A 26,267-nucleotide genomic window follows, 5' to 3' on the forward strand; every position below is an offset into this window, starting at 1 on the left:
CATCCCATTTGAGGGATGGACATCTTGCCCATCTAATGTTGGTGATAGACAAGATGGCCATCCTTCAAATTCAATTTGACCCAATTCCTAGTCCCTAGCCCCCAGTCCCCAATATATGCAAACCCACCCTAAGACTCATTTAGAGCCTGACTTATCTGTTATTTAGTCTGGCTCGATCAAGGTTTCAAGAGGGTAAACCCGATTGTGCTTTAGGTCAGCAATAATGCGGCGTAACATATCTGGGCTTACCAGTTGTGAATCATCAAGCTCGATTAACTCATCTAAATCAAACCACTGCACAGCTAGAATATCTGCACCTGCTACTGCCGAATTGTTCTGAGGTATTGCAGTCAATACAAATCGAATGGCATGACTATCAGGCTTGCGAATACCTGTGTAGACTCCAACCAGATGCAACAGCACCACAGCAAGGTTTGTTTCTTCAACAACCTCACGCAAAGCAGCTTGATGAACAGTTTCACCAAATTCAATGTGACCACCTGGTAAATTCCAGCGTCCGTAGTTTATGAGCTTTGTTTCTTGAACGAACAACACTCGATTTTCCCATTGAATAACAACGCTAACGTGAATGAGTATGGTCATTGAACAAATAAGTAAAATACTACCACTGCCTTCTTTGCTCTTGATTGCATAAACATGGTTCCCGTTTCTTGTGGTGTTGAACCATCGTAAATTGGCAGAGGTATTGTTAAACGTTGATATTTGCGTAGCGTTTCGCTGTTGCTGTAGAAGTGGGTTTAGCCGTGATTTCAACAGATTGGCTCAACAAAACCCACTCTTATAAAGTGTGTGTTAATCTACACCCCAACTAACTCATCAGATGTCCGACGATTAGATTTAAGTTCGCGCACAAGTGGGATTACTGTCTTACCAAATGCTGGCAAATCATCTGTGTAGTGTAAGAAGCCACCGAGAATTAAATCAACTCCCGCTGCATGGAACTGGCGAATCTTTTCAGCTACTTGTTCAGCCGTACCAATCAAGCCGGAACGGAAGCCATCGTTATACTGCACTAAGTCTTCAAAATTGGAATTCGCCCACATTCCCTGACCTTCACGAGTCGAAGCTCCCGCCTGTTTCACCGCTTCGCCAAATCCTTTCACAGCCTCTACATCAGCTTGGGCAATAATATCGCGCAATACTTCATGGGCTTCTGCTTCCGTATCTCGCACGATGATAAAGGAATTCAGACCAAACTTAATTGTGCGTCCTTCAAGACTCGCTAATTCAGATACCTCTGCAATCTGCTCTTTCACACCTTCTATGGTGTTGCCATTCATGAAATACCAATCAGAGACACGGCCAGCCATCCGCCGCGCTGCTTTGGAGTTACCACCTTGGAATATCTCCGGGTGGGGATTCTGATTAACTGGTCTAGGCTTCACCCAACCGCCGTTAATACGATAAAAGTCGCCCTTAAAGTGAAACTCATCCTCAGTCCACAAACCTTTGAGAACCCGGATAAATTCTTCTGAACGACGATAGCGTTCGTCATGGTCTAACCAATGTTCACCATATATAGTGAATTCGTCTTTGAACCAACCGCTAACTACATTTAGAGCAAACCGACCGTTAGAGAGAAAATCAATACTAGCACCGATTTTGGCAACTACTCCCGGATGCCACAATCCAGGGTGAACTGCTGCAATCAATTTCAATTTCTTGGTGACAGGAGCTAGAGCCGATACAGTTGTAAGTGCCTCTAGCTGGTACTCAGCGCCATAACTAGCGATAAATCTGGCTTGTGCTAGAGCATATTCAAATCCAACTTCTTCAGCCGTCTGAGCTAGTTGAGCATTATATTCGTAAGTCCAATCTGTGCGTTGGGGAATTTTACTAACAACTAACCCACCGCTAACGTTGGGAATCCAGTATGCGAACTTAATATCTACCATAATTGTGCGTTTGTAATTGAAATTGTTTGGTTATTTATCTAAGTTTGCAAGTGATGCAACAAAGCCGAATTTGTCATCACTAACAAATCAGCTAAAACTTGATAGGGCAAAATTTTAGTCAAAATCGAAAGCTTGAGAGCGGTTGAAAACTACTCTGAGTTTACAAGTAGACAAATCTCTGATGGCAATAATATACTATAACCCGATCGCCCTACCGTAGTTTTGAATGAATCAGACTCTATCACAACAATTTTTCTGATGTCGTGATTCGATATACTTAAATTCCATTTCTATATTCCATTTTGGAATACAGCCTAATTTTGCCGAGTATTTAATTATTTTTTATTTTGCTAGCTGTTATCCTGATTCAGTCAAGGCATTCAGGAATCAGGACTCGACAAAATATCTACACTATTCCATATCGTGATAAGAAACTGCTTTTCATGTATCATCGGCAACTGTACACAGCAGAAATAAATGTGGTAGTGTGGACTACTAAATCACGGTAAAAAGATGTAGATGCCGTAGTTTAGTTGATGCCTCGTAAAAAAAAGCACAGGAAAAACATTTATGCCGCTTCAGTTTGGAATTTGGTCGCCGGTCTGTGGTGGATGGTTGCGGGTTGTCAACCATGAGGCTAATTTATCTACCCAAGATTTGGTAAAACTGGCAGTTCAGGCAGACGAGTTAGGTTATGACTTCTATTACATTCCTGAACATTACTTAAATGCAGTTCATGGGCCTAACTATAATGTCGCTGATGCTTGGATTACAGCAGCTTTAGCAAGTTTGAACACCAAGAGGATCAAGATTGTGGCGGCTGTACAACCTGGTTTTAAACTGCCTGCGGTGGTGGCCAATTTGAGTGCAAACATTCAAAATCAACTTAGTAACGGCAGATTTGCTCTGAGTGGGATTGCAGGTTGGTGGAAATTAGAAGTAGAAAGCTATGGAGATATCTGGCTACCTCACAGCGATCGCTACGCCCGATTAGAAGAGTATATTGAGGTAATCAAGGGGCTGTGGACAATTGAAGGCTTTAATTATGTTGGTAAATACTACACCATTAAGGGTGGTATTCTCGCAGATTGTCCGACACCAACACCACCCATTTTCATTGCTGGGGAATCAGACAGGGCGATTAACCTAGCGGCTCGTTTGGGAGATTATCTATTTATCAATGCTGATGATCCTGAAAAAACGGCAGCATTGGTGCAGAAAGTGAAAACATTGGCTAGCGATCGCTACGGTCGTAAGATTAAAGTAGCAATGAGTGCCTTTGCGATCGTTGGCGAACATACCGCCCAAGCTGAAGCCAGATTAGAAGCGATTTATCGTTCTGCTGATCAAGAGCAGATTAAGTACTTTCAAGAGCAAATCGATCCGAACGTAGTTGCCCACAACAAACTAGATATCAGTCAAACCATTGAAGCCAATCTCGGTTTATCTGCTCAACTGGTTGGCGATCGCTATACTGTTATTCAACGTCTGAAAGAATACGAAGCCGTTGGCGTTGACTTAATAGTACTCAAATTTGAATCTATGTTGGAAGATACTATTCGCTTTCACAAACTAGTTATTTCCGAATATGCACAACAGAGTAGCTTAATTACGTTGTAGTTAAAAATCTTGCCTTACCTAGTATGAATAAGATTAAACTCGAAGATATTACCCTAAATCACCTCAAAATCTTAAAAGCAGTAGATGACTGTGGTAGCTTTTCTAAAGCCGCGCAAAAGCTAGGTTATAGTCAGGCACTAATTAGTAAAAAAGTCAAACAAATAGAGGATTATTTCGGAGTAATTCTCCTAAATCGCTCTCCTGGCTCTATATGCTTGACTAATAAAGGCAGAAAATTGATTTCCCAGACACTTAATGTTGTAGAAACTGTAGAAAATCTGCAAGAAGAATTTCAGGCAACATTTAGCGCAGAGGGCGAAGATTTGACATTGGGAGCTACTAATTTAATTTTAGAAGTTTGGCTCCAACAATATTTGCAGCGATTTCAGCTTTGTTTTCCGGGTAGAAATATTAAAGAGATTGCAGTTAAAGATAGCAGCTTTTTTTCAAATTCTCAACTCATAGAAATGGATCTCTTGCTCAACAGTTGCGCTGGATATAAAGAAGAACATCACTGCACTAGATTAACAACTCATAAAATGCTGTTGGTATCCTTTGGAGCAAGTAAATATCTCAATGAGCGTAGCTTAGTTAAAATAAATGATATCGATCTGGCTGATGTTGTGCTTTTAGACGAGGTTCATCAGGAACTATCTAAAAATGGATTTTTGATAAATAAATTAAGTGGCGTACAAGTGCTACATAGTTATCAAGACGTACTCAACTATGCTTCAAAAAATCAAAAACTAACAATTTTACCTGACTTTTGTCAAACTAATATAATATCTGAATACGAAGCCTTAATTTTTCCGATTCAAGATGTTAACGAATATGGAATTTATCTTCATGTTCCGCGCTTTAGTGAATTGTTAATATCCGCAGAGAGTTTGGTGAGAAGTTTTAGACTAGATCAAGATAACTTAGAAAGTTTACCCAATGTAAATCTATTTTTAGGTAGCAGTTCTCCCAAAGAAGAAAATATTCTCAGGATAGGTATTCAGAGGGATTCCATAGGACAGTTTATTGCTGGATATGGAACTAAGTATATTTCTGATTTACAGAGAGCATCATCACTGGAACAGGCTATTTTCAAAAATGTTGAAATTAATCGAGATTTTGAGTTACAAATTCTGCAATTTGCTTCTGGCGAACAAATGAACCGTCAGATGAAACGGGGAGAACTAGATATTTGTATTTTAGATGATATTTCTCTTTTGAATAATGGTAGCCAATTTTTTGATGATTTAAGTTTTGGTTCTAAATTAATTGGAATTGCTTCTTATAATATTTTGGGTCAAGATATCAATATTGTTCTACATAAAGATTCTTCGATAAACACTGTCCAGGATTTAAAAGGTAAACGAATTTCTACCTTATTTGGTTCAAATGCTCATAGGTTCATCATCACTCTTTTTGATCTCTATGATATGGATGTCAGTAAAGATTGCAGGTTAGTGAATGAAGATCCTCGTAAAGCAAGCAAGAGCTTGGCAAATAAAACTATAGATGCTTACGTATGTTGTCATACTTTTGCCTCAATTTTAGAAGCTTATGCTTTTGTCAGAAAGCTACCTTTATCTCAAACAATTAGTTTAAGAATTCCATCCATCAGAGGAATTGTTTGTCGTTCACAGTTCATTAAAGAAAATCCGAAAATTGTAGTTGCTTATTTACACGATTTAGTAGTTGCTAACTATTGGTTCAATTCATCTCCCATCAATGCGGCAGATTTATTAACTAAAGTGAGTGATGTTAGGACAACTCAAGTAAATCAGTTTTTTAATCCTGTATTTGGTAATCGTATCGATCCGACCCTCAAACCTCAATGGTCTTGGTTACTGAAAACTTTAAATCGTCGGTTAGAAGGAAAATATGGAATTTCACTATTTGATGTAGATTTTTGGATAGATGATTATTTTTTAAGACTTGTCTACAATTTGTTGAATCTAGATTATCACTTTCATCAGGTTTCTTTTGCGAGTGAGTTTTCTAGCAGCTATTTTGTTGAGGAACAGTTTAGCAGACATCTAAAAGTCCTTTATGATAAAGATAATCTACCGCTACCAATACCTTTGCCAATTTATGAGGGTTCAACGCCTATTGAAACAGCGTAAAAACACACATAGTCCTGGCGAATTAATAGGGAGTCTAACCCATCATTCCTCATTACTGTGATTTCAGTCCGTTGAAACGGACTTGAACTATTAGCCCGAAATTTATTTCAGGGCGGGAAAGCAAGGCCAAATCAATGTTTTAAGGGTGAAGGGTCAAACCCACCGTGAATTGACCAACAGTCTCATAGAATTCGCGGCCATACGAGACTTTACCCACCTCCGTGGGTTTAAAATTCTTTGAGGACTAGGTTTTTGTCGCCGCGATTTCTAATCACCTGGTATATTTATTCAGGAGTTTTTTGTGCCTACTTTTAGAACTCTGCAACCTGGTGATGAAGTATTGTTGGAAGCATTTCTCTTGCAACACACTGATACTTCTATGTTTTTGCGCTCTAATTGGCGAGCTGCGGGACTGCTTGACCAAGGTGCCAGATTTCAAGGAACTTACATAGCAGCCTATATGGATGAAACTATAGTTGCAGTTGCAGCCCACTTTTGGAATGGGATGGTAATAGTCCAAGCCCCTGTATATTTATCAGAGGTGGTGCAAGCAGTTGTGACACAATCTGGACGTACCATCTCTGGAATTAGCGGGCCAGCGGCACAAGTCGAAGCAACAAAAAGCATTTTGGGACTTAGCAACCGACCAACTCAGCTTGATGAATCTGAGATATTGTTTTCTCTAGCACTGCCAGATTTACAAATACCCCAAGCCTTAGCATCGGCAAAGTTGCAGTGTCGTTTACCATATCCAGAGGAGTTAGAATTACTCACTGAATGGTGCGTTGCTTATAACGTGGAAGCTTTAGGACAAATAGAAACTAACAGCTTGCATTCAGCTTGCCGTCTCGTAATTGAAGCCCGTCAAGCTACAGCTACGCATTGGGTTTTAGTAGCAGGAGATACTCTAGTTGCTTACTCTGCCTTTAATGCCAGCTTGCCTGATATTGTGCAAATTGGTGGAGTTTGGACACCGCCAGAATTGCGGGGTAAAGGCTACGCGAAAAGTGTGGTAGCAGGTTCGTTGTTAAATGCGCGATCGCTCTTAGTAAAACGTGCCATCCTATTTACAGGTGATCATAACCAAGCAGCCCAAGCAGTTTATCGAGGAATTGGCTTTTTGCCGACTGGCGAGAAATATGGCTTAGTGTTGTTTGAAGAAACATCGAAATTTTAGATTTTTTAGATTTTGGATTCAATTATTCAAAGTGCGTTCAATCATAATAGAACTGAGAGTTTTATCATCAGGACTGCTTTATGATGTATCAAACTGACCCGCCGCGATCGCTAAAAGATGTATTGCCGACCAAGACAACGGACTGAACGGTTGATTGCACAATTGCGATCGCTAGGCGTTGAACCCGATCTAGATTAGCTTCTTGTCTACCTTATAACCCTGCAAACCACTCATAGCCCTGATCTTCCCAATAGCCTTTTTTAGTTGGTAATAAATTGCTGACGAATGTAATTTGAGTTACCCACTTGCTTTGCTTGTATCCCAGTTTTATTGGAGATGCTAGGCGCATAGGCGCACCATTATCAGCTGATAATGGTTGTCCATTCTTTTCATAAGCCATGAGAGTTTGGGGATGTATAGCAGAGGCAATATCCCAGCTTTCGTAATAGCCATCAGCAGATTTAAAATAGACATAGCGGACGTTTGACTTAGGCTGTACCAGCGCTACTAAATCCCGCAATCGTACACCTCCCCATTGAACGATCGCAGCCCAGCCTTCAACACAGACATGACGAATTACCATTGAAGTCAAGGGAAGTTTTTGAATATCTGCCATACTCAATTGCATCGCGTTATTAACCTCACCATCAATCATCAGGCGAAACCGCGCCGGATCAATTTGCGGAGTGAAGTTAAAGGAATTAACCAGCAAGTTATCTGCTTCTATGGCATTGACAGAAAATTCAGGTACTAATTTTTGACTTAGCAGCAGTGCTTCAAAACTTTGGTTTAGTGGCTCAGATATTTGCCGCAGATTATCTGAGAACAAATTTGTCCCACAGCCACCTAAAAGAAAACCTACCCCTGAAAGTCCAGATAGTTGCAATAACCGACGACGGGATAATGTGCGTTTGGGAAGAATCAGACTCATAGAACCTCTACAGGAACATAGATTTAACTAGACGGATGCTTCCTAGCTTCAGAGCAAGTAAGGAATGAGCAATTGTAAATAGTATGACAGTCGGAACAGTGATAAAGTGAACTTTAGTTAATTCTCAGCATTTTCTCAGATATCTATCGTAGTCAAGACTACAGCCGATATTTAATTTGTCTTAAGCGCTATTTTAGAAATATCAAAAAGCTGATTAGCTACAAATTTCAAATATGTCAAACAACAAAGAATTTTCATCCGAAAAAAGCTCTTCCGTGAAAAATGTCCTGATTATAGGTGCAGGCGGCTATATTGGCGGAGCGCTGTGCCGTAAGTTTTCTCAGACAGAAGATTTTGCCGCATTGGCACTTGTGCGACCGAGTAGTGATATTGAGGGTATAAAACCTTTTTGCAAAGAAATAATCCGCTCTCAAGAGGCAGATATTTCCAGCAATGATGTTGCACAAGCAATTCGCAAACATGATATTACAACAGTAATTAATGTAGCGTGGCACATACCTCTAGAATCAACCAAAGAAGCTCAATTCGCTTTCGACCGTGTACCATTAGAAGCTGCTTTACACGGTGCTAGTGCAGTTTCACCAGATATTCATGTAATTACAACCAGTGGGAATTTCTCTTTGATTACCACCAATGGAGGACGAATAACAGAAACACCTCCGCCAAAAGGTTATATACTGCCCGAATATTTAATATGTCTTGACTTACTAGCAGGTGTAAATGTGTTGAAAGATGGGCTAGTAGAAGAATATATCAGCAATGGCGGTAACGCCTCGATTGTCTATCCTTCATCAGTATATGGTTCAGCCCCAACTCGTGGCGGTTTCTGGGATTTTGCAATTCAGCAGTTCATTACAGGGAAACCACACCAAGGCTCTCAGCCATTTCCACCAGATTTTATGACCGCGTGGATTCATGTTGAAGATTTAGCAGACTGCTACATTGGTGTAGCGCGATTTGGCTCCAAAGGAGGACATTACCTTGCCGCGCCTGAAAATTTGAGTGTTAGCCAAGTGTCAACTTTATTTGCCGAAGCTGCTCAAGTAGAATTTCTGGCGCCAGTCTTTGAAAACAAAGACAAAGTTATATTTGATGATTCTCATACTAGAGAACTACTTCAACTTCAATGGAAGTATAAAGTGGCTGATGAGGTAAAAGGTTGGGTAGAGAGAATAAAAGAGTTAGGAACTTATTTTTTAGATTAGGGGGTAAAAGTTGAGTGAATATTAATTAATATTTTTTATGCAAATCTGATTGTCACATCAGTGCTATAACAATTATCCTTTACATGGGATACATCCGTAGGGACACGTCATTTAAAACCTCGTTTCTATCCTGAGGCTGGAAACGCAACTCAAAAGCGGCTCTGCCGCGAGTTCGAGAGGCGGAGCCTCAAAGACGAGCATTCCCAGTCGGAGACTGGGAACGAGGCAATGTAAAAGCTAGTTCTAGACTTGCTTTGACGTTAAGTTGACACCAATGCGGTATGTTTCTTACACCTGGCGATATAACGTTGTAACCCATTTGAATGGGAAACGCTATAACTAGCAATTAAGGTGGGCATAATTCCATTAGTGTCAACTTAACGTGAACCCACTTGTCCGCCGGGAATTTCAATTCCCGTCTCATAGCTAAAGTCATCTTCAGATGACTAAAAATCTCCAGTCTACTTCAGTAGACTTAAGCTAAAAGCCAACAAAATTTATTTTTGAAGTAATAAGTAACAAGTAATGGGTATTACTTATTACTTATTACTCATTACTCATTACTCATTTATTTATTTCCGGGCGGGCATGGAAGCCAACAGTTAAGCTATTTCCAGCTTAAGTTGACACCTATGGCATAATTCCCACCCTAATACTCTAACTTGCTACTGCTTCAGCAGGAGCCGCCTCAACAGCAGCAACTACAGGTAAATAAACACTAACTTTTTTACGGGTTTTGCCTTTTCTCTCAAAGGTTACAACACCGTCGATTAAGGCAAACAGAGTGTCATCGCTACCAATACCGACATTGTTACCAGGGTGGAATTTGGTACCACGCTGACGCACGAGAATGTTTCCTGCACGTACAACTTGACCGCCATAACGCTTAACACCCAGACGTTGAGCATTAGAATCACGACCGTTACGTGTACTACCTGTTCCTTTCTTATGAGCCATAATTTCCTCTTGTGTATCTACTTCTTTTATTATTCAGCAGCAGTTTCTAGTTCTTCGGCAGGATTTTCATCGATAACGGGGGTTTCCTTCTCCGGTTCTCCTTCGGCAGCAAACACTGCACCGTTAAGGGTGATGGAGTCTATCAAAAGTCTGGTAATTTCCTGACGATGCCCCCGTTTTTTGCGGGTTTTCTTTTTCGGTTTCATTTTGTATACCAGGACTTTACGACCTCTGTAATGTCGCAATACAGTCCCTTCTACAGTCGCTCCCGTCACTAGTGGCTGTCCAATGGTGACTTCGCCATCGTGCTGCACGAGCAATACGGAATCTATTGTAACTTTTTCATCTGGTTCAATCGCTAGCAGTTCAATGTCGTAAAACCGACCTGGCTCTACTCGTATTTGTTTGCCGCCAGTTTCAATAATCGCGTAGGTCATGGAATTGTCCTTGAGGTTGCCGTACAGGTAGCTGGTTTTATCTCTTATGAAGACGTTTTTGCCAGCCTTTGTAATATGTCTACCTGATCCGAGCAGGAATTAGACAGACAATCTAATATCCTATTTTATTAATAGGTGTCAAGTCAAGCTTTAACAGGATTTTTACGTTTGGCATTGCTGTCTCCTCTGCCTAAAAAGAAAAAATCATTTTTCAAGAGTGTGGGGAGAAATTAGCCAATAGTCGTTATGAACATCGCTCACCTGCATGAATGTAAATTGTATTTACAAGAAATCAGACTTAATTATTGTTAGATAAAAATTGCTACCATCTTAGGGCTGATTTTACAAAAAAATTAACGTTAATATTAGTTTGAAAGTTATACTTTTTTATCAAAATCAACACATCTTTCTTTTTTGTTTTAAGATGAAATGTAAGGAATTCCATTTATAAATTATTTACAAAAGTTAGTGAATCCTCAAGAGTTAAACTATCACATTCAAACGTGATATTTCAAACAGGAGATTGATTGTCATGACCCAGCAAAATGCTGCCCGACTTTTTCAAGCTGTAAAAGAAGATCAAGCGTTACAGCAAAGACTCAAAGCAACAGCCGATCCAGACGCCTTCATCAAAATTGCTCAAGAGCGTGGCTATGATTTCACCTCTAAAGAACTGGATAGTGAGATCAGCAAATTATCTGAAGAAGATTTAGCCGCTATTCTCAATCCAGGATGGGGGAATAGACGCCACATTAATCCTAGATAATTATTGTTCTAGGAAACCGAAAGTATAAAGATAACTGAATTGACAAGTTTTGCTCCTCAAAGGGATACCGTTGCATCATCCCTTTTAGGGGCATTCTTATTAAATTAAGCAACTCTACTTCCTATCTTTTCACCTCCTTAACTCATGAGTTAGTTAAAATAAAAATTCATCCCATACCTCACTCTTAGGAGCGTGAGATGAATTTTTGGGGGATAAAGAATTGACCCCTAACTAAAACCAAAGTTTTTTAAACACCATTTTGCTTAAACCATGCCAAGAGGCGTTTCCAGCCATCCTTAGCTTCCTTCTCGCGGTAGGAGGGGCGATAATCGGCAAAAAATGCGTGGGGTGCATCGGGATAGACGATAATTTCAGATTTGCTGCTGCTAGACTTTAAGCGATCGCGCACCTGCTCTACAGTATCTAGAGGAATACCCGTATCCTTTCCACCATAAAGTCCGAGAACGGGGGCTTTTAGCGTCGATACGATATCGATGGGATACTGGGGCTGAAGTTCAGTCGCATCACCTACGAGTCGCCCGTACCATGCCACACCTGCCTTAACATTGGGATTGTGTGCTGTATATAGCCAAGTAATACGACCACCCCAACAAAAGCCTGTAATTCCCAACTTTTTGCCATTACCCTTAGCTGACTTCTTTGCCCAGTCTACTGTGGCATCGAGATCGGATAACACCTGAGCATCTGGTACTTTAGCGACAATTGGGCGAATTTCGTCTATGCTGCTTAACTTTGAGACATCGCCTTGACGGATAAATAATTCCGGTGCGATCGCTAAATACCCCAACCGAGCAAAACGACGAGTGATATCCTGAATATGCTCGTGTACGCCAAATATTTCTTGGATTACCAAAACAATTGGGAAATTTTCACCAGTAGCCGGTGCTGCTCTATAGGCAGGAATTTCGCCATCTTTGACAGGAATTTTCACCGCACCAGCTACTAACCCCTTATCATCAGTGGTGATGACTTGGGCAGAAATGGGTTGTACTGCGAGGGCAAAACCTGTTGCTAGGGTGGCTGTTGCAATGAATTTGCGGCGAGTTACTTCTTGCATCATCTCTACCTTATAATTAGCGAAAATTTTATTACTTGTTATACGTACAGTACTATAAAATAAATACTACAACTTATCAATCGGCTTACCGTAATACTAGCTTCCTTTACTGTCTAAGCCTTGCTTGCTGTAGCTGTATGTTAGGGAAAAGTCGGATGTATTGGCAAATCAAAGCCATAGCACTAGACAATTTACTGTGCTGAATTCCCTTATATGCGCGCAAGGGTAGGTGTACAAATTTCAGAGTTTGAAAAAAGTGCTTCTATCTCAACCCCAGCAAGCATTTCACCCCATCAATACCCAATTTACATCCGCGCAATCTCTGAAATGCTTACATTAAATAGGTTTCATCCTTCAAGCTTTCCCAACACTCTTCCCAAAAAAATTCTCTAATGCTATGATTGTTCTATATTTGCGCAACCGCACCTTGAAAACTAAATATAGCTTGGCTTTCAGGCTCCCGCCATTGCAATTCATCAAAATCCCTATTAGGGATTGAAACAGCAGTCGCACTGCGAATCGCGCTTTGCACCCATTGCAATTCATCAAAATCCCTATTAGGGATTGAAACTGGTTCACCTGGATTAAGGCTTGCCAGCAAATTCATTGCAATTCATCAAAATCCCTATTAGGGATTGAAACATGATTTAATAGCAGGAATTACGCTATCTTCTAGATTGCAATTCATCAAAATCCCTATTAGGGATTGAAACACTCAGTAAGGATTGCTAACGCCAAACCGTCCAAAATTGCAATTCATCAAAATCCCTATTAGGGATTGAAACTAAAGATGTCGTAGAAACGAGCAAAGGCGCTAAATTGCAATTCATCAAAATCCCTATTAGGGATTGAAACCAATCTTCATTACTACCATCAGTAGTTGTAGAGTTTAATTGCAATTCATCAAAATCCCTATTAGGGATTGAAACTATTACAGTTGATTCAGTTAAGAAGCTAACTGAAGAAATTGCAATTCATCAAAATCCCTATTAGGGATTGAAACGTAAATGGTAGTTCTAAAGCAGAGAAAGAGCCATTAAAGATTGCAATTCATCAAAATCCCTATTAGGGATTGAAACTTAAACCTTAATAGAAGAGACAGAAAAGCAGATTCTAAATTGCAATTCATCAAAATCCCTATTAGGGATTGAAACAAAAATTGACCATTCGTATTTAGTTTTTGGAAGTTCAATTGCAATTCATCAAAATCCCTATTAGGGATTGAAACCTTTATTCCCTTTTTAATGCGTTTCCTGCCTTCGCATTGCAATTCATCAAAATCCCTATTAGGGATTGAAACTTAAATTTGATTAAAAGGTAAGTATAAAACTATAATATTGCAATTCATCAAAATCCCCATTAGGGATTGAAACATTTTACCGCCTACCCGCTTTCCAATCCTCTCCACCGGATAACTGAGTTAAATTTTCAGCTAAAACTGCGGGTAACTCCTTAGCCGAATAGGAATAGGTTAGTGCCAAAAACTTCAATGCAGTCTGAAGAAGTTGGTTCCTATCCACTATTTCAGACAGTTGGAATTGATTATATACTCCATTCATTACTTCATCGCTGGCATCAGCGATCGCATCTTCAATCACTTCCTCTTCTATCAAACTCTCCCACTCACCTAAATTAATATAGTAAGATTTTTTGTTATCTTTGATATTAAGACTTTTAATTTCTCGGATTGAATTACGAATAGAATTTGCCCATGAACCAGTTAATCGTTGTTCTACTTGGTTCTTAATCAAATGAATCAGCAGAATCCTTAAATAAGCCTGGATATTCCGCAGAATAGCTTGTTTACTCATGCCTTCTAATTCGTCTACAATTGCTAGGGCATCTGCATAACGTCCTTCCAAAATACTCTTTTTGAGGTCTATTAGTTCCTGCGTCATTTTTTCTCCGCCTACCTGCTTAAGTACTATATAATAATCACCTCTACTTTATTAATAGCAGAGTTTTATTAGCTGCCATTAATAAAGTAGCATTCTTCACTTCTTCGCTTGTATCACTTGCAAACTACCACCTGCATATAAAGTTAGCTTATCCACTTCAAAGCCAGTCTTAGTTAACAACTCAGCTAAATCAGTTTTCAACAATTCCCAAGCTGTTTCCGTCTCAAATAACAACAAAAATATTGATACCCCAGGCCAAAATATCGGATTTGTCGGGGCGTGAAAATCTACCAGCGTAAATACTCCTCCAGGTTTCAGCACCCGATAAACTTCATTAATAATTTTTTGTAATTGCTGAGGCTGCATCTCATGTAATGCAACGCTGATATGCACCAAATCAAATAGATTATCTGCAAATGGCATCTCTTGGGCAAAAGCTTCTACATAAGAAGCTTCAGGTACATTTTGCCGCGCCCGTTGCAAAGACTTGGGTGAAGCGTCTAATCCTATTACGTTTTGTGAAGTTTTTGCCAAAAATTGCGTCGTTTGACCACTGCCACAACACAAATCTAAAATCTGAGTATCTGAGTGAATTGTTAAGCCTTGCAAAGCAAGTTGCCGAAAACGGGCTTCACCACCTACACTTAAGGCTGCTAAACGCGAAATACCATCATACAACCACTGATAACGGTAACTCCAATCTCTTAAAATTGTTGCCATTGCATATTTCCTTGCTATTAAGCTTTATATTTAATAAAGATATATTGTTAACATTAGTAAAAAACCTGAAAAGATTGGGGGAAAGTAACTGCTATGGGTCGTGTAGGCGTCTTATTACTCAATCTCGGTGGCCCTGACAAGCTAGAGGATGTCGGGCCGTTTTTGTACAACCTATTTTCCGATCCGGAAATTATTCGCCTACCATTTCGCTGGTTGCAAAAGCCCCTAGCCTGGTTTATTGCCACGCGGCGAACCAGAACATCTCAAGCAAATTATAAGCAAATCGGTGGTGGTTCTCCACTGCGGCGGATTACGGAAGCGCAAGGGGAAGCTTTAAAAGAACAGTTGGGTTATTTGGGACAAGAAGCCAATATTTACGTAGGAATGCGTTATTGGCATCCCTATACAGAAGAAGCGATCGCACAGATTGCCCAAGATAATGTAGAACACTTAGTAATATTACCACTATATCCCCAGTTTTCTATCAGTACCAGTGGTTCCAGCTTCCGGCTTTTAGAAAAGATTTGGCAAGAAGATCCAAAACTTCAACCCATTGATTACACCGTCATTCCTTCTTGGTACAAAGAACCAGGCTACCTGCAAGCAATGGCGCAACTAATAGCCCAAGAACTTGAGCAGTTTCCTAACCCGAATGAGGTTCATATATTCTTCAGCGCTCACGGCGTTCCGAAAAGCTACGTTGAAGAAGCAGGCGACCCTTACCAGCAGGAAATTGAAGAATGTAGTGCCCTGATTATACAGACTCTCAATCGACCCAATGCTCACACCTTAGCTTACCAAAGTCGTGTCGGCCCAGTAGAATGGCTCCAACCTTATACTGAAGATGCCCTCAAAGAACTAGGCGCACAAGGCGTAAAAGATTTGGTTGTAGTGCCAATCAGTTTTGTCTCAGAGCATATCGAGACACTACAAGAAATTGATATTGAGTATCGAGAAGTAGCCGAAGAAGCAGGAATTCATAACTTCCGCCGCGTACCGGCTCCCAATACCCATCCAGTATTTATTAATGCACTAGCCCAGTTAGTGATTGATGCGCTGAGAAACCCTAGTTTCAAGCTTTCGCAAGCTGCCCAAATAAAAAAAATGGTAAAGATGTACCCCCAAGAGCGTTGGGAATGGGGACTGACAACTAGCGCTGAAGTATGGAATGGTCGGATTGCAATGCTGGGTTTTATTGCCTTAATCATCGAGCTAATTACCGGTCACGGCTTCTTGCACATGATTGGGATTTTGCAGTAAAGGGGGCTGGGTAAGGTGGGGCCCCCTCTGGGGATAAGGGGTAATGGGGATTGGGGATTGGGGACTGGGTATATGAAGAGGGAGAAGTGGAAGGGAAAAGCAGAAAGAAGTAGGAGAGGTAAAGGAAGAATAATATAATCCCTTAGACTGATTATTGTAGAGACGGCCATTCATCGCGTCTCTTGCCTTAACTGAACCTATTGCCCAGTCCCCAGTCCCCAGTCCCCAGTCCCCAATCCCCAGTCCCTAGTACCTAGTCCCTAATCCCCTGCGCCAGTCATACCATTGCTTCGCACTACGAACTGCAAACCAAAGCAGTATTAAAGCAATTACTCCTCCTTGCCAGGGAGCATCAAAGGCAAATAGTACTAGGGCAATGCACAAGGTATCTTGAAGAAAGACTGCCCACAATGGTAAGCCACGTAACCGATAGAACCAACCAACCTGGACTAGCTGGAGTACCAAAGCTAACAAACCTCCAATGATGGCAATCAACCAGTTTGGCGTTGCTGTTGCGGTAGCTACTCCTAACCCCATAATTGCGCCGACGATGGGAGACATGAATAACTGAACCAGCTGTAACAATCTTTGCCCCCAGAGTTTTTTTGAGGCTAATAATTCAATCAATGACCAAGTGGTGAGGCAACCTAATAATATTGGTGGAGAAATGTGAGATAAAATTGGAACTTGTGACCACAAGTCACTACCTTGCAATAGTCCAATAATCAGCAAAGGTATGCCTATTCTCATTCCTGCTGCCGCAGAGGCAGAAAGTGTGGCTAGGATTTCAATCATCAAAGCACTCTTAATACTAATAAATAAGTAAGTATTTGTTGTATATACTACCCAGTGTAAACAATAATCCCAGCATTAGAGGGACACTCTTCAGGAATGTAATACTAAATGTTGTTGGTATCTTTATATATCTTGTTTGATAATATCTGCGTATTTTTGGGGTAAGAGACTGACAAATAAAAAAATATCCAATTTACAGCAGTTTTCATGTAGTTGAACCACATCTGTCGTAAGGGCACAGCATTGCTCATTGGTGTCAACTGAACGCGAAACCGCTTGTCCGCCGGGAATTGAAATTCCCGTATACTAGCTAAGTAAGTCGGTGCTAATATTTCCAGCGATGTTAAGGAATTTTAATGTAGGGTGTGTTGTCGCAAAGCGCAACGCACCATCAACAATCTCAGGTGCGTTGCCATAAGGCATAAGAGAACTCCACAGAATGATTGATCCAAAAGCTGTCATTGCGAGCGAAACGGAGTGTAGCAAAGCAATCCCAAGATTTTGCGGTTGCTTCATTTCGCTTCGCTCCATACCCTTTGGGAACGCCAGGGGCGAACGGCAATGACAATTGGGCATTTCTTTTTGTGGAGGTCTCTAACACACCCTACAGCTAATTTATATTTCTTCATATACATTAAATTTTTCTCACCGACTTACTTAAAATCATCTGAAGATGACTAAATATCGCCAAAAATCTCCAGTCTACTTCAATAGACTTAAGCTATTAGCCAAAGAAATTTATTTCCGGGCGGGCATGGAAGCCAACAGTTAAGCTATTTCCAGCTGAAGTTGACACCAATGGGCAATGCCATGCCCTTTCCAGCATATTTGTATCATTATTAAAGTGAAATGGGATGAGTTGTGAAAATCGAGAGACTCAGATCCCCTCAAAGAAGTCGGGGATCTTATTGATTTAAGACTGCCATAAATCCTTATTAAATCCCCTGAATTTATTTATCGGGTCTATCTTTTGACTTTTGCCCTAGCCATTTTTCTAGGATGAATTCTCCCCATTTTTCCGATGCCATCTGTGTTGAGAAAACGGCACGATATGAACATCTAAGAACATTGGTATAAAAATCTTATGTCTTCATTACTGGCTTTATCCAACAGTTTAGCTGACACCGTAGAAGAAGCTGGAAGTGCTGTAGTTGCCGTAAATGGGGGTACACGTCTTTCTCAAAGTGGCATTCACTGGCGTAATGGCATTATTGTTACCTCTGATGAGTCTCTCCAGCGCTATGACAACATCACCATTACGTTATCAAATGGTAGTACTGCACCAGTAACACTCGTTGGTCATGACTCTAGCACTGATATAGCTGTTTTTAAACTAGAAAATGCAGAAATACCTGTGGCAAAAGTTGGTGATGCCAAAACGCTGAAAGTTGGTCATCTGATTCTTGGGCTGGCAAGAGGTAGCGAAGGTGACTTAAGGGCGGCGATGGGTGCAGTCAGCGTGGTTAGCGGTGCTTGGCGGAGTATGAATGGCGGGAATATTGACCAATTCATTCGCCCAGACATCACTCTTTACTCTGGTTTTGCAGGCGGGCCGCTGGTAGATGCGGCTGGTTTTGTGGTAGGTATGAATACATCGGGGCGGCGTGGTACTGCTCTGACTATTCCCACTGCTACAATCGATCGCGTGGTTGACCAATTAGTGGCAAAAGGACACATTTCTAAGGGCTACTTGGGTGTGGGAATGCAGCCTGTACGTTTACCAAAGAATCTAAAAACTGCTCTCAATTTAAGTTCGGCAACTGGGGTAATTGTTGTCAATGTTGAGGCTGCGGGGCCTGCTGACAATGCAGGTGTGCTGCTTGGCGATGTTTTGGTAACATTCGATGGCGTAACTGTTGGCGATACAGGTGATGTGTTGGCGTTGCTTAATAGTAGCGATCGCATTGGTAAAGCTGTGAATGTGCAACTTGTCAGGGGTGGAGTGTTAGTTGAGTTAGCGATCGCAGTTGGCGAACGACCTACTAAAGAGGAATAATGCCAATTGGGGATGAGTTTGAGAGACGCAATAAATCGCCGTCTCTACAGGTAATTTATCCATCAATTATTTATTGACAGACTACTCGCTTTGTCAAGATTTATCTAAATTTTCCGATTCATTCGACCTTTTTGCTCGAACGTTGCACCTCTGAACTCGGAACTTGCACCTTTTTACTCGAACGTTGCACTTCTGAACTCGGAACTTGCACCTTTTTGCTCGAACGTTGCACTTCTGAACTCGGAACTTGCACCTTTTTGCTCGAACGTTGCGCTTCTGAACTCGGAACTTGCACCTTTTTGCTCGAACGTTGCGCTTCTGAACTCGGAACTTGCACCTTTTTGCTCGAACGTTGCACTTCTGAACTCGGAACTTGCACCTTTTTGCTCGAACGTTTTACTGATTTTACTTTGACACGCTCAAAAACTGCATAACATGGCAAACACAGCATTAACTAACATCGCTGCTGAATTGACAGAGGTAGCTGCTAAACTACGCGATCGCACTGTCAAAGTCAAAAGTGGCTCTTTGGGAGTCGGTTCTGGTGTAATTTGGCAACCCGATGGACTGATTATCACTAATGCCCATGTGGCAACTAGCAGCCGCGCAACTGTGGAACTGGCAGATGGAAGGGTATTCGATGCGGTGCGTACCCAATTTGATCCACAACAAGATTTAGCAGCCCTGAAAATTGTTGCCACTAATTTAACTGCTGCAACCATTGGTAATTCTGAGGCGCTACGAGTGGGTGAATTAGTTTTGGCAGTGGGTAATCCCTTTGCTGAAAGTGGTGCTGTGACAACTGGAATTATCCATGCAAATAATCCACGGGCAGTTATGGCTGATTTGCAGTTGTATCCTGGTAACTCTGGGGGGCCACTTGCCGATTGTCAAGGCCTTGTCGTGGGAATTAACACCATGATTGTTAATGGTTTAGCTGTGGCAGTTCCTAGCAACACCGTTGAGCGTTTTTTACAGGGAAATAGTCGTCCGCAACTGGGAGTTACACTACAACCTGTGCTTTTAGGTAGGCGTACCTTGGGTTTATTGGTGTTGTCAATTTTACCTGATAGCGCGGCGGAAGCTGCTGGTGTGCAAATTGGCGATGTTTTAATTGGAGTTTCGGGGCGATTATTCACTACCATGAATGATTTAAGTAAATATCTCCATGAAAGTAAAGGATCTGTGCCGCTACAACTCCTACGCGGTAGCCAGCAATTCGTGATTTATGTTGCAGTACAAGCTGGGAAAACTGCTGTGGAGGCGACATGATTCGGGTAATGGTAGTTGCTACTTCCCCTGTAGTCCGGGCAGGGTTATCAGCTGTGGTGACAACCAATCCTCGGCTGACGGTTGTGGGGAGTGCATCTGATTTGGATGTATTGACAAGGGAAGTTGAGCAATTACAACCAGATGTAGTGCTGGTAGATTTGAGTGGTAATCTGCAACAATCGGTGTGGGAAAAATTGCTGGTTATTCAAGAACAGCAATATCCATTAGGAATAATCGTCATTGTTGAGGAACTCGACAGCATCGACTTAGAAACGGCATTACATTCTGGTATCCGGGGAATATTACCCAGTACCAGCACAGAGTCAGAAATTATCGCGGCTGTAGAGGCGATCGCTTTTGGTTTGCTAGTGCTGCACCCGGATGCTGTAGAATTGCTGTCTATCCGAGAAAAAGTGGTAACGAATCCCGTACAAAGCTTGACACCACGAGAGATAGAGGTTTTAGGGATGCTTGGATCTGGGTTGGGAAATAAAGCGATCGCTAAAAGCCTACATATTTCTGAGCATACCGTCAAATTTCATCTCTCATCTATTTTTCAAAAGCTCAGTGTCTCCAGCCGCACCGAGGCTGTTGCTGTAGGTGTCAGATTGGGTTTGATTATGCTGTGATTATCGATTGGATGGAATATACCTCATTGCATACAGCGATTTTCAGTTGAGTAGACTATAAAAAAAGACCTAACCCCCAGCCCCTTCCCTGCAAGGAAAGGGGGGTAGCCTCAAAGCCTTTGCCTTTCTCCTTTTAGGCTACTGTGTACACACAAGTCTTCTAGAGTTGCCACACAGGCTTTTGATCCCCCCAACTCCCCTTAAAAAGGGGGGCTAAAAGCTCTCAAAGTACTCCTTTTTAAGGAGGATTTAGGAGGATCTACGATGATTTTGGTTTTCCAGAGAGATGTGTGTACACCGTAGCCTAAAAGAAGAGAGGTCTATTCAATATCAAATGATGACATACAGCCTTCAATCAGGTCATGGTGTATGTATCAGATTTGATTCATCACTTGTATGAACATTTTAATGCTATCTTCCACCTTTCCCTACCCACCAACACGCGGGGGAACCCAAGTTAGGACATTTAATTTACTTAAGTATCTCAGTCAACGCCATACTATCACCCTCGCAACTCAACGCGAGAGCGATGTTGCAGACGCAGAAATCACCGGATTACGCGATTGTGTCGATCATTTAGCTATTTTTGAACGCCCGCCAGATTCTCAAACCGCCGGAATATTCCAGAAAATTCAGCGATTTGGCAGATTTTTACAACAGGGAACACCGCCAAGCGTACTTAATCGCTACTCAGTTGAGATGCAAACATGGATTCATAACTGTGTGGAAGCGGGAAAATGTGATGTAATTACCTGCGAACATAGCGTCAATGAAATTTATATCCAACCGCATTTTCAGAAACAGCTAAAAACCATAGTTAATGTTCATAGTTCTGTTTACGCTACCTGTCGCAACCAGCTAGCAACGGGAATTTCCGAAAATTCTCTCAGAGATAAAATTAATCTGCCACTTTTGCGGCGTTATGAGCAAAGCTACTGCGCTAAATTTTCGGCAATTGTGGCAACAACTGAAGAAGATAAAATTCAGCTACAAGAATTTAACCCCAATAGTGAAATTACAGTTATTCCCAATGGCGTAGATTTAGTTGCTTTCCCCAACCGTACCACCGATCCCGGAGGACATCGCTTAATTTTTATCGGTGCAATGGATAATTTAGCAAATATTGATGCTGTCTGTTTTTTCAGCAACGAAGTTTTGCCAGAAATCCAAAAATTGTATCCTAATACAACTTTCGATATTGTTGGTTCTCATCCAGTTCCAGAAGTTTTAGCACTCGCTCAAAAACCAGGAATTAATGTGCTTGGGCGTGTACCTTCGATGGCAGAATATTTACACCAAGCCACTATCTGCGTTGTATCGATGCGGACTGGGTTTGGTATTAAAAATAAAACTTTAGAAGCAATGGCAGCCGGCATACCTGTAGTAGCGAGCGATCGCGGCTTAGAAGGGTTAGCTGTAGATGGTGCTAATCATCCACTCAGGGCATTACGAGCAAATAAACCAGCAGAATACGTCACCGCTATTAGTCAACTATTCGATCGTCCACATCTGCGTTCAGAATTGTCTCACAACGGCAGACAACTAGTAGAAACAGAATTCACTTGGGATATTGCAGGTAAAAGCTATGAACAAGTTTGTCTTGGGAAAAGTAATCGTAATCCGTAATTCGTAATGACCCTCGCAGACTCGCTATCGCTACGCTAACGTAATTCGTAATTTCAACCTACAGATCCCCGAATTCTCAAAGAAGTTGGGGATCTTATTTCTCAATAGATAAATTCTAATTGTTCTTTCTTGTCAGAATAGGATAAATATGTGGAGAGACGTTGCATTGCAACGTCTCTACATCGGTAGTGCAAATTATCTGATCTAAATCGTATTGGTTTTTAGTTAGCTTTTGAATCAGCACGTCAATTATTGTCAAACCTAGTCGAACACCCTAACACAAGTAATTTCTTCTGCTTGCGCTGATTTTTATGCTTGAGGGTAGTCAAATAATTATCAACGTAGCGAAAAGCAGCTGCACAGTCGTAATCAGCAATGGCTATAGCTTGTAAGAAAACCTTTGAGGGAATTTCAAACCCTAAAAATTTTTCTGTTAAAATTAGTAAATCTTCGTCTGTGGCTGGAAAAGTAGTTTCTTCTACCCCTTCTGAATCAGAAAATATATCATCAATTAATGCTCTGTACACTTTGTACCTCCCCAAAAGCATAAGATGCGAAGCCTGTGATAAAATTTAGCTGCTGATCGCGAGTTTGTAAGTTAACAGGGAGTTCAGTACCAGGACATCCGATCTCTCGTAAAATTTCCAAACAATAGGTACTGAGTTGAGTGTATGGAGCTTGCTCCAATTCTTGAGCTACTTCTAGAGCCATCTCCAGATTGACTTGGATAACCGTCTTTACAGGGTTGGTCATAAACACGCCCTAATAAACTGGATGCTCTAAGTTTTGATCACAAGTACGAATAGCGTAACGGTGTTTTTGCGGAATTTATGAAGAAGGGAAATTAAAATATCAGCGCATTTGCGGTGATGTATCAGAAATTATGAAAACTCGGCAATTTTGATTTAGGTGCGTAGGCGTAGCCCGTCGGAGACATCGCCGTTCGCATATTTTCTGACACAAGAACGCATTTTTGAGAAACCTGAATCCTGACGTATTTTTCTCTCACGAGATATATAAAAGTGCTAGGGCTTACACATCCTACATAAGTAATACACGCAATTGGGATATTTCAGCCATGTCTAGGACGGGCTATGCCTACGCAAATATGCGAAGTAAATCAGGGTTAGACGAAGTACCTAAAATGAGTAGGCATCGTAATACACATTATGGTTAATTTTTACAGCGTGTAAATGCTAAAACATTAATTATCTTTAATTAGACTTCATCAAAAATTCATAGTTTCGCTCCTTGTACTATGCAAGTATTACAAAGAGCAAATAGATTTGATATGCAAACCTATACAGGTATATATAGGACTCCGATTTGATTTATGAAAACATACTGAGGCTGAAAAGCCTATTTTATAAGGGTTTTCTCTGAAATCTTGTTCAAAAATCAGATATGAGTCCTATATCATGTCAATTATTGTTAGTACTTCTAATTACTTTTGCCTTTTTACTTTTGCCTTCTTGTACTAGCGTCTACCTTTGGGAGAAAGGGAGACGCTGCACGTAGCTTGCTTCCCCGAAGGAGTACAACTCTCTCAACCATACCAATGCATTGCCTCATGCAGGGTGTTGAATTATTGCATTTTGATGATATCTTCTAAAAAATTAAGGAGTAAGACTAGTGGCATTTACGATCAATCAATTATTCAAGTTGTCTATCAAATATTTACCAGTAATTACAGCTATAGTAACGGTTATTCCATTACCAGTTAAAGCAGCTACATTTTTAGTAACTGAACGCGCTGCTTTAGGAGCTAATGATGAAGTTGATTGGGCGAGTTTAGGTAAAGTCTTCAATCCCATAGCTCCTGATTTTTCTGTTTTTTTACCTAACTCTTTCTCGACAACATCCCAAAATGGTTTAAGTTTGGATATAAATATAGCTTCAACTAATAATCCTGCGGTTACTCCACCATTTGTCTTTCAAACTTTACCTTCCCCTGGCATTCGGAGTAACTTTGCTCAAGGAGATTTTATTCTCTTTGGAGGCATAGATCCAACAGGTTTTATACCTCTTCCTCCTGGTACTCCCGATCCTGGTACTAAGGGGAACGGCGGCCCATTTAGCATTAGTTTTGCCCAACCTGTTTTTGGTGCTGGTACTCAGATAGCTGTAGACACTAGTAAGTTGCAAATTGAAGATTTTATCAGCGCTTTTGATAGCGCCAACAACCTATTGGGTAGTTTCTCAGTTTCAAATGTTTCGTCCCTAGCATTAGATAATTCGGCAGTGTTTTTGGGGATTCGTAGTGACACTGCAAACATCTCACGACTCGTTTTTAGCAGTTCTGCTCCACAATATGGCTTGGCCATTAATCAGGTAAGCATTCTTGCAGTTCCCGAATCAACTTATACCCTGGCAATATTAGCTTTTGGTATTTCAGGTATCGCTTTTAAATTACGCCAACGCACTTGACACTTTCAGGGTATGGAAATAGCTTTTATTTAATAAGCTAGAGGTTTTGGACATACTCAAACTCATGTAAGTGGGTAAGAAAAAATCAACATATATTACGTGAAGTAATATTAATTAAATTGATTGTAGTCATAGATTATAGCTCTGAAAAGATAACTTGATCTGCTGACTATAAACCTCTAATTATTCACGCTCACTTACTTTAGTAGGTAAATTCCATATAATTCTTGTATTTAGCCCGATTCAACTCCATGTTATACAAAGAATTAGAAAACATTATAGATGCCAAGATCCAAAAAGCTATCCGAAAGCACGAGTTAATAGTTGCTTTTATTAGTAGTATCATTGGCTTGATTTTTATCATGGGTTTATTCCACGCTATCTTGCTCAACCACACTCAGATTAACGCCTTTTGCTTAAGGTGATTACTGGTTGCATTCAATGAATTTTTATGATCGAGCATTCCCGGATGTCCATAAAATTAATCCGAGCTATACATATTTTTTATAAAAGAGAATTGCACAGATGGAGAGTAAAAATAATGGCAGGGCTATATTCGTCTTATTCTTGACTGTATTTATAGACTTGCTCGGCTTCGGAATTATCCTACCGATCCTACCTTTGTATGCTGAACAATTCGGCGCAAAACCTAATGAAGCAACTTTACTTGTAGCTATTTATTCTTTAATGCAATTTTTATTTGCGCCATTATGGGGCAAATTTAGCGATCGCTACGGTCGTCGTCCAATTCTATTACTGACTTTATGCGGTTCTGTAATTGCATACGCAGGATTAGCCTTTGCCAATTCATTATGGATTTGGTGAAATCAAGTTAATTATCTTGGGGATATTAGGGTTAGGTTCAGGATTACTCTTAATTGGATTCTCACAAAGCTTAACTTTATTACTAGTCGCCTCCACACTTGTGGCATGGGGAATTAGTGTTAGTCAACCAATATTAAACAGCCTGATTTCCCAGATAACAGCCCCAGAAGATCAAGGACAAATATTAGGAATTGCTAGTTCTTGCTCTGCGTTAGCACGCATTGGGGGCCCAATGTGGGCAGGGGTTAGTTTTATGAAACTTGGGAGTTCTGCTCCTTTTTTGAGTGGATTTTTACTAATGCTGGTAGCTTTGACTCTTAGTTTGCGAGTGACTAAAAGCGTATCTGAACCAAACACAGAACGTGTCGCCTAAAAATCTAGGTCTTAATTTACAGCAGTTTTCATGTATTTGAACCACGTCTGTCGTAAGGGCACAGCAATGCTCATTGGTGTCAACTTAAGCCCCGGCGAATGGAATTGCCTGCGGCACACTGCATGAACGCGGCTACACAGGCAAAGTCCGCCTCCGCGGACTAAAGTCAAATTAAGAGTTTGAAACCCACGGAGGTGAGTTTTGGTTGTGTAGACGCGGTTTCT

27 protein-coding genes and 1 CRISPR repeat array are annotated in these 26,267 nt (G+C 40.9%); of the genes, 14 read left to right on the forward strand and 13 right to left on the reverse strand.

Features of this window, described 5'->3' with window-relative positions; translation table 11 throughout:
• Positions 1 to 162: 162 nt before the first annotated feature.
• Together V7L31_RS24785 and sfnG are read right to left on the reverse strand one after the other, a co-directional pair.
• Entirely contained in the window at positions 163 to 603 is a 441-nt protein-coding gene (locus tag V7L31_RS24785) for an NUDIX hydrolase (protein ID WP_334698723.1), read from the reverse strand.
• 215 nt (positions 604 to 818) lie between these two features.
• Positions 819 to 1,916, reverse strand: a complete 1,098-nt coding sequence (gene sfnG, locus V7L31_RS24790) for a dimethylsulfone monooxygenase SfnG (RefSeq protein ID WP_334698724.1) — start codon at positions 1,914 to 1,916, stop codon at positions 819 to 821.
• A 570-nt stretch (positions 1,917 to 2,486) separates the two neighbouring features.
• Between sfnG and V7L31_RS24795 the strand changes: the two genes are divergently transcribed.
• The 3 genes from V7L31_RS24795 to V7L31_RS24805 all read left to right on the forward strand — a co-directional run bounded on the left by V7L31_RS24795 (position 2,487) and on the right by V7L31_RS24805 (position 6,827).
• A complete protein-coding gene (locus V7L31_RS24795; RefSeq protein ID WP_334698725.1) occupies positions 2,487 to 3,536 on the forward strand; it encodes an LLM class flavin-dependent oxidoreductase in 1,050 nt (349 codons plus the stop codon).
• A gap of 23 nt (positions 3,537 to 3,559) precedes the next feature.
• Positions 3,560 to 5,650 carry a LysR family transcriptional regulator gene (locus V7L31_RS24800; RefSeq protein WP_334698726.1) on the forward strand — a complete coding sequence of 697 codons (2,091 nt, stop codon included), beginning with the start codon at positions 3,560 to 3,562 and terminating at the stop codon, positions 5,648 to 5,650.
• 301 nt (positions 5,651 to 5,951) lie between these two features.
• On the forward strand, positions 5,952 to 6,827 hold the full coding sequence (locus tag V7L31_RS24805; RefSeq protein ID WP_334698727.1) for a GNAT family N-acetyltransferase: 876 nt from the start codon (positions 5,952 to 5,954) through the stop codon (positions 6,825 to 6,827).
• Positions 6,828 to 7,038: 211 nt separating this feature from the next.
• Here V7L31_RS24805 and V7L31_RS24810 read toward each other — a convergent pair whose 3' ends face one another.
• Complete coding sequence (locus V7L31_RS24810; protein WP_334698728.1) at positions 7,039 to 7,758, reverse strand: molybdopterin-dependent oxidoreductase; 720 nt, start codon at positions 7,756 to 7,758, stop codon at positions 7,039 to 7,041.
• A gap of 233 nt (positions 7,759 to 7,991) precedes the next feature.
• On the opposite strand from V7L31_RS24810, the gene V7L31_RS24815 reads away from it, so the two are divergent.
• The gene (locus V7L31_RS24815) at positions 7,992 to 8,984 is read left to right on the forward strand and encodes a hypothetical protein (protein ID WP_334698729.1); all 993 of its coding nucleotides are present in this window, start codon (positions 7,992 to 7,994) and stop codon (positions 8,982 to 8,984) included.
• A gap of 657 nt (positions 8,985 to 9,641) precedes the next feature.
• Here V7L31_RS24815 and rpmA read toward each other — a convergent pair.
• Positions 9,642 to 9,941 (reverse strand): 50S ribosomal protein L27, encoded by a 300-nt coding sequence (gene rpmA / locus V7L31_RS24820; protein ID WP_334698730.1) that lies wholly within the window; start codon positions 9,939 to 9,941, stop codon positions 9,642 to 9,644.
• 29 nt (positions 9,942 to 9,970) lie between these two features.
• The gene (gene rplU, locus V7L31_RS24825) at positions 9,971 to 10,378 is read right to left on the reverse strand and encodes a 50S ribosomal protein L21 (protein ID WP_334698731.1); all 408 of its coding nucleotides are present in this window, start codon (positions 10,376 to 10,378) and stop codon (positions 9,971 to 9,973) included.
• 532 nt (positions 10,379 to 10,910) lie between these two features.
• Between rplU and V7L31_RS24830 the strand changes: the two genes are divergently transcribed.
• Positions 10,911 to 11,144, forward strand: coding sequence for a Nif11-like leader peptide family natural product precursor (locus V7L31_RS24830; protein WP_334698732.1), 234 nt, complete (start codon positions 10,911 to 10,913; stop codon positions 11,142 to 11,144).
• 247 nt (positions 11,145 to 11,391) lie between these two features.
• Here the strand turns inward: V7L31_RS24830 and V7L31_RS24835 are convergent, their stop codons facing one another.
• The 3 genes from V7L31_RS24835 to V7L31_RS24845 form a co-directional block, all read right to left on the reverse strand.
• Positions 11,392 to 12,222 carry a dienelactone hydrolase family protein gene (locus V7L31_RS24835; RefSeq protein WP_334698849.1) on the reverse strand — a complete coding sequence of 277 codons (831 nt, stop codon included), beginning with the start codon at positions 12,220 to 12,222 and terminating at the stop codon, positions 11,392 to 11,394.
• A 465-nt stretch (positions 12,223 to 12,687) separates the two neighbouring features.
• Positions 12,688 to 13,595: direct repeats of the CRISPR family, unit length 37 nt; unit sequence ATTGCAATTCATCAAAATCCCTATTAGGGATTGAAAC.
• Between the two features lie 3 nt (positions 13,596 to 13,598).
• Positions 13,599 to 14,120: a DUF29 family protein gene (locus tag V7L31_RS24840; protein WP_334698733.1), complete on the reverse strand. Its 522-nt coding sequence runs from the start codon at positions 14,118 to 14,120 to the stop codon at positions 13,599 to 13,601.
• Positions 14,121 to 14,216: 96 nt separating this feature from the next.
• Complete coding sequence (locus tag V7L31_RS24845; RefSeq protein WP_334698734.1) at positions 14,217 to 14,840, reverse strand: class I SAM-dependent methyltransferase; 624 nt, start codon at positions 14,838 to 14,840, stop codon at positions 14,217 to 14,219.
• A gap of 93 nt (positions 14,841 to 14,933) precedes the next feature.
• Between V7L31_RS24845 and hemH the strand changes: the two genes are divergently transcribed.
• Positions 14,934 to 16,100: a ferrochelatase gene (hemH, locus tag V7L31_RS24850; protein ID WP_334698735.1), complete on the forward strand. Its 1,167-nt coding sequence runs from the start codon at positions 14,934 to 14,936 to the stop codon at positions 16,098 to 16,100.
• Positions 16,101 to 16,346: 246 nt separating this feature from the next.
• Here the strand turns inward: hemH and V7L31_RS24855 are convergent, their stop codons facing one another.
• The gene (locus tag V7L31_RS24855) at positions 16,347 to 16,895 is read right to left on the reverse strand and encodes a DUF4126 domain-containing protein (RefSeq protein WP_334698736.1); all 549 of its coding nucleotides are present in this window, start codon (positions 16,893 to 16,895) and stop codon (positions 16,347 to 16,349) included.
• 306 nt (positions 16,896 to 17,201) lie between these two features.
• Complete coding sequence (locus V7L31_RS24860; protein WP_334698737.1) at positions 17,202 to 17,411, reverse strand: hypothetical protein; 210 nt, start codon at positions 17,409 to 17,411, stop codon at positions 17,202 to 17,204.
• Positions 17,412 to 17,979: 568 nt separating this feature from the next.
• Between V7L31_RS24860 and V7L31_RS24865 the strand changes: the two genes are divergently transcribed.
• Positions 17,980 to 18,891, forward strand: coding sequence for a S1C family serine protease (locus V7L31_RS24865; protein WP_334698738.1), 912 nt, complete (start codon positions 17,980 to 17,982; stop codon positions 18,889 to 18,891).
• 118 nt (positions 18,892 to 19,009) lie between these two features.
• Here the strand turns inward: V7L31_RS24865 and V7L31_RS24870 are convergent, their stop codons facing one another.
• The gene (locus tag V7L31_RS24870) at positions 19,010 to 19,270 is read right to left on the reverse strand and encodes a hypothetical protein (protein WP_334698739.1); all 261 of its coding nucleotides are present in this window, start codon (positions 19,268 to 19,270) and stop codon (positions 19,010 to 19,012) included.
• A 56-nt stretch (positions 19,271 to 19,326) separates the two neighbouring features.
• On the opposite strand from V7L31_RS24870, the gene V7L31_RS24875 reads away from it, so the two are divergent.
• From V7L31_RS24875 to V7L31_RS24885, 3 genes are all read left to right on the forward strand, one after another.
• The gene (locus tag V7L31_RS24875; RefSeq protein WP_334698740.1) at positions 19,327 to 20,163 is read left to right on the forward strand and encodes a S1C family serine protease; all 837 of its coding nucleotides are present in this window, start codon (positions 19,327 to 19,329) and stop codon (positions 20,161 to 20,163) included.
• Positions 20,160 to 20,792 carry a response regulator transcription factor gene (locus tag V7L31_RS24880; RefSeq protein WP_334698741.1) on the forward strand — a complete coding sequence of 211 codons (633 nt, stop codon included), beginning with the start codon at positions 20,160 to 20,162 and terminating at the stop codon, positions 20,790 to 20,792. The genes V7L31_RS24875 and V7L31_RS24880 overlap by 4 nt, the downstream gene beginning before the upstream one ends.
• 396 nt (positions 20,793 to 21,188) lie before the next feature.
• Complete coding sequence (locus V7L31_RS24885; protein WP_334698742.1) at positions 21,189 to 22,418, forward strand: glycosyltransferase family 4 protein; 1,230 nt, start codon at positions 21,189 to 21,191, stop codon at positions 22,416 to 22,418.
• A gap of 245 nt (positions 22,419 to 22,663) precedes the next feature.
• Here V7L31_RS24885 and V7L31_RS24890 read toward each other — a convergent pair whose 3' ends face one another.
• Both V7L31_RS24890 and V7L31_RS24895 read right to left on the reverse strand, forming a co-directional pair.
• A complete protein-coding gene (locus V7L31_RS24890) occupies positions 22,664 to 22,945 on the reverse strand; it encodes a hypothetical protein (protein WP_334698743.1) in 282 nt (93 codons plus the stop codon).
• Positions 22,926 to 23,171: a hypothetical protein gene (locus V7L31_RS24895; protein WP_334698744.1), complete on the reverse strand. Its 246-nt coding sequence runs from the start codon at positions 23,169 to 23,171 to the stop codon at positions 22,926 to 22,928. Before V7L31_RS24895 ends, V7L31_RS24890 begins: the two co-directional genes overlap by 20 nt.
• 879 nt (positions 23,172 to 24,050) lie before the next feature.
• On the opposite strand from V7L31_RS24895, the gene V7L31_RS24900 reads away from it, so the two are divergent.
• The 4 genes from V7L31_RS24900 (at position 24,051) to V7L31_RS24915 (ending at position 26,043) form a co-directional block, all read left to right on the forward strand.
• Positions 24,051 to 24,845 (forward strand): hypothetical protein, encoded by a 795-nt coding sequence (locus V7L31_RS24900; RefSeq protein WP_334698745.1) that lies wholly within the window; start codon positions 24,051 to 24,053, stop codon positions 24,843 to 24,845.
• Between the two features lie 251 nt (positions 24,846 to 25,096).
• Positions 25,097 to 25,270, forward strand: coding sequence for a hypothetical protein (locus V7L31_RS24905; protein WP_334698746.1), 174 nt, complete (start codon positions 25,097 to 25,099; stop codon positions 25,268 to 25,270).
• A 100-nt stretch (positions 25,271 to 25,370) separates the two neighbouring features.
• Positions 25,371 to 25,670, forward strand: a complete 300-nt coding sequence (locus V7L31_RS24910; protein ID WP_334698747.1) for an MFS transporter — start codon at positions 25,371 to 25,373, stop codon at positions 25,668 to 25,670.
• Positions 25,645 to 26,043 (forward strand): MFS transporter, encoded by a 399-nt coding sequence (locus V7L31_RS24915; RefSeq protein WP_334698748.1) that lies wholly within the window; start codon positions 25,645 to 25,647, stop codon positions 26,041 to 26,043. The genes V7L31_RS24910 and V7L31_RS24915 overlap by 26 nt, the downstream gene beginning before the upstream one ends.
• Positions 26,044 to 26,267: the final 224 nt, after the last annotated feature.

Origin of the sequence: Nostoc sp. (assembly GCF_036916655.1) — a bacterium.
GTDB lineage: Bacteria > Cyanobacteriota > Cyanobacteriia > Cyanobacteriales > Nostocaceae > Nostoc.